At 61.7% G+C, this 3,784-nt stretch carries 1 protein-coding gene and 2 pseudogenes; 2 read left to right on the top strand and 1 reads right to left on the bottom strand.

The features are described from left to right. A pseudogene (locus WBF74_RS14540) lies at positions 1-236 on the top strand (ornithine--acyl-ACP N-acyltransferase OlsB); the annotation flags it as partial. Between the two features lie 98 nt (positions 237-334). On the opposite strand, the gene WBF74_RS14535 reads toward WBF74_RS14540, so the two are convergent. Beyond that, positions 335-2,599, bottom strand: a complete 2,265-nt coding sequence (locus WBF74_RS14535) for an NADP-dependent malic enzyme (protein WP_424441185.1) — start codon at positions 2,597-2,599, stop codon at positions 335-337. 214 nt (positions 2,600-2,813) lie between these two features. Here WBF74_RS14535 and WBF74_RS14530 point away from each other — a divergent pair. Further along, positions 2,814-3,784, top strand: a pseudogene (locus WBF74_RS14530) (DNA mismatch repair protein MutS); the annotation flags it as partial.

Below are 3,784 nucleotides of genomic sequence, written 5' to 3'. Positions count from 1 at the left end.
ATGTCGAAATGAACATCATCGCCAAAGATGCGCTCGACCAGCGCGAGGCGCTGCGCGCGCTTCCGCCCATGATCAAGGGCTATCTCCGGGCAGGCTGCTATATCGGCGAGGGCGCGGTGATCGACCGCCAGTTCAACACGACGGACGTGCTGATCCTCTTCCCCGTCGCACAAATCTCCGACCGCTATCGCACAAAATTCGGCGCGAAATACGGAACGCCGAACAAGGAGGCGTGAGGGCACGGGAGGCACACTCCCCGCTTTCCATCCTCGTAAAACGCAAATGGCCCGGACAAGCCGGGCCATGTGCGATTTGATGCGAGATAAGGGCGGTCTTATCTGTAGAGATTATACGCCGCCAGCGCTGCCATGTTCACGAGGTCGGAGACGGTCGCCGTCATCGGCACGATCTGCACCGGCTTCTTGAGGCCGACGAGAAGCGGGCCGATCTGCGTGGCACCACCCATCACACGCAGCAGCTTCGTCGAAATCGAAGCGGCGTGGATCGCAGGCATCACAAGCACATTCGCCGTGTCGCTGAGGCGGCAGAAGGGGTAGAGCGCCATCGTCTCATGGTTGAGCGCGACATCGGCTGCCATCTCTCCATCATACTCGAAATCGACATTGCGCTTGTCGAGAATGCGCACCGCTTCGCGCACCGTCGAGGGGCGCTCATGCTGATGCGTGCCGAAGCTTGAATTGGCAAGCAGCGCGACGCGCGGTTCATAGCCGAGACGGCGCGCGACTTCCGCCGCCTGCACCGCGATGTCGGCAAGCTCTTCCGAAGTCGGCATCTCATGCACGTTGGTGTCGGCAACAAGCACGGTGCGCCCGCCCGCAATGATGAGCGTGACGCCGATAGGGCGCTTGTCATCCACCACATCGATCACGCGGCGCACTTCTTCAAGCGCGACGGAATAGGTGCGGGTCACGCCCGTCACCATCGCATCCGCATCGCCGAGTTCTACCATCACGGCCGAAAAGACATTGCGGTCATTGCTCAGCAGGCGGTGGCAGTCGCGATAGAGATAACCGTTGCGCTGCTGCTTCTCGTAAAGGAAGTCCGTGTATTCCGGGATCTTCTCCGAGAGACGCGCATTGCGAATGTCGAGGCCGACACTCGCATCAAGGCCGATCTGCTGCAACGTTTCGCGGATCTGCTCTTCGCGGCCAACAAGGATCGGATGACCAAGACCCGCATCGCGGAAGGCGAGTGCTGCGCGAATGACGCGCTCTTCCTCGCCTTCGGCAAAGACGACGCGCTTCGGATCGCGCCGCACCTTGTCCATGATGACTTGCAATGTGCCAGCCGTCGGGTTGAGGCGCGCCTGAAGCCGGTTCTTGTAGGCTTCCATATCCACGATGGGCGAGCGGGCAACGCCTGAATCCATCGCAGCCTTTGCGACGGCAGGCGGAATCTCGCGGATGAGACGCGGATCGAAAGGCACAGGGATGATGTATTGCGGACCGAAACGCGGACGCTCGCCCTGATAGGCGGCGGCCACTTCATCCGGCACGTCTTCGCGCGCAAGCTGCGCCAGTGCCTCGGCACAGGCGATCTTCATTTCCTCATTGATTGCACTTGCACGCACATCAAGCGCGCCGCGGAAAATGTAAGGAAAGCCGAGAACGTTGTTCACCTGGTTCGGGTAGTCGCTCCGGCCCGTTGCGATGATCGCGTCATCGCGCACCATCGCCACTTCTTCCGGCGTGATTTCGGGATCAGGATTGGCCATCGCAAAGATGATGGGCTGCGGCGCCATGGAGGCGACCATCTTCTGGTCGATCGCGCCCTTGGCGGAAAGGCCAAGGAACACGTCTGCCCCGACCATCGCTTCTTCAAGCGTGCGTGCATCAGTGGCCGTAGCATGGGCCGACTTCCACTGGTTCATGCCCTCGGTGCGGCCCTTGTAGATCACGCCCTTGGTGTCGCAGAGGATCGCGTTTTCATTCGGCAGGCCCATGGCCTTGATGAGTTCGAGACAGGCGATGCCCGCCGAACCCGCGCCGTTCACCACGACCTTGATGTCCCTGATGTTGCGCTTCGTCAGATAAAGCGCATTGATCAGCCCCGCAGCCGTGATGATCGCGGTACCATGCTGGTCATCATGGAAGACGGGAATGTCCATCAATTCGCGCAACCGGCTTTCGATCACGAAACAGTCGGGCGCGGAAATATCTTCGAGATTGATGCCGCCGAAGGAAGGGCCGAGATAGCGCACGGCATTGATGAAGGCATCCACATCCTTCGTATCAATTTCGAGATCGATCGAGTCGACATCCGCAAAGCGCTTGAAGAGAACGGCCTTGCCTTCCATCACGGGTTTGGAGGCAAGCGCCCCCAGATCGCCAAGGCCAAGGATCGCCGTGCCGTTCGAGATCACGGCAACGAGATTTCCCTTGCTCGTATAGTCATAGGCGGCATCCGGGTTTTCCGCGATGGCGCGCACGGGCACCGCAACGCCGGGGCTGTAGGCGAGCGACAGGTCGCGCTGTGTCGCCATCGGCTTGGTGGGGTTGATTTCAAGCTTTCCGGGCTTGCCCTGGGAGTGGAAGAGGAGCGCTTCCTCATCCGTAAACTGGCGGCGCTTTTTGCTCATGTCTCTCTGATCCGGCGTGATCGGCGGCGGGCCTGAGCACAGGGCCCGGTCCCGGAGCCCGCTTTTTAGGCTGGCCTCCGCGCAATAACAAGGGAAGTCCGTTTATTTTAGGTGTCTGACCCCCTTTGGGCGGCTTTGAGAGGTGATTTGCCCCTCTCTCCCGCCTTTTCGCGAGGGCGGGTTCTGCTACTCTGCGCCCGCCATGAAAGCCGATATGTCTGACAGCGCCCCCATTTCCACCTCTGCAAACAGGCCCGACGCCGCGCCTGCGGCGGCTGCTACGCCTATGATGGCGCAGTATCTGGAGATCAAGGCAGAGTGGCCGGAGGCGCTGCTTTTCTACCGGATGGGCGATTTCTACGAGCTTTTCTTCGATGATGCGGTCGCCGCCGCCGAAGCCCTCGACATTGCGCTCACAAAGCGCGGTCGCCACATGGGCGAGGATATTCCCATGTGCGGCGTGCCGGTTCATTCCCATGATGTCTATCTGGAGCGCCTGATCCGCAAGGGCTTCAAGGTCGCCGTCTGCGAGCAAATGGAAGACCCCGCGGAAGCAAAGAAGCGCGGCTCGAAATCCGTTGTCGCCCGCGCCGTGCAGCGGCTCGTCACGCCGGGCACGCTGACGGAAGAAAGCCTGCTCGATGCCCGCTCGCATAATTATCTGGCGGCGCTGGCGCGGGTCGGGGCCGAGGAGGCGCTGGGCCTTGCCTGGGCGGATGTCTCGACCGGCGAATTCGCCGTGACCTCCCTTGCGCCGGGAAATCTGGCCGCAGAACTCGCAAGACTCGCACCCGGCGAACTTCTCGCCCCCGAAGGATTCGCGGAAGACGAAATTCTTGCCCAATGCGGGGCAACCATCACCCGCCTGCCCGCGATCCGCTTTGATTCGGGCAATGCCGAGCGGCGGCTCAAGAGCCATTTCGCCGTCTCCGCGCTGGAGGGCTTTGGCAGTTTCGCCCGGGCGGAACTGGGCGCAATGGGCGCATTGCTCGACTATGTGGAGCTGACACAGGTGGGCCGGATGCCCGCCCTCTCCGCCCCGCGCCGCGTTGCCGCCAGTGACACAATGGCGATTGATGCGGCGACCCGTGCAAATCTCGAACTGGTGAGAACGCTTCAGGGGGAGGCCACCGGCTCACTGCTTGCGACCATCGACCGGACCGTCACCGGCCCCGGCGCGCGCGA

Origin of the sequence: Parvibaculum sp. (assembly GCF_049672805.1) — a bacterium.
In the GTDB taxonomy this organism is placed as follows: domain Bacteria; phylum Pseudomonadota; class Alphaproteobacteria; order Parvibaculales; family Parvibaculaceae; genus Parvibaculum.
This window is presented reverse-complemented; position numbering and strand designations above follow the sequence as displayed.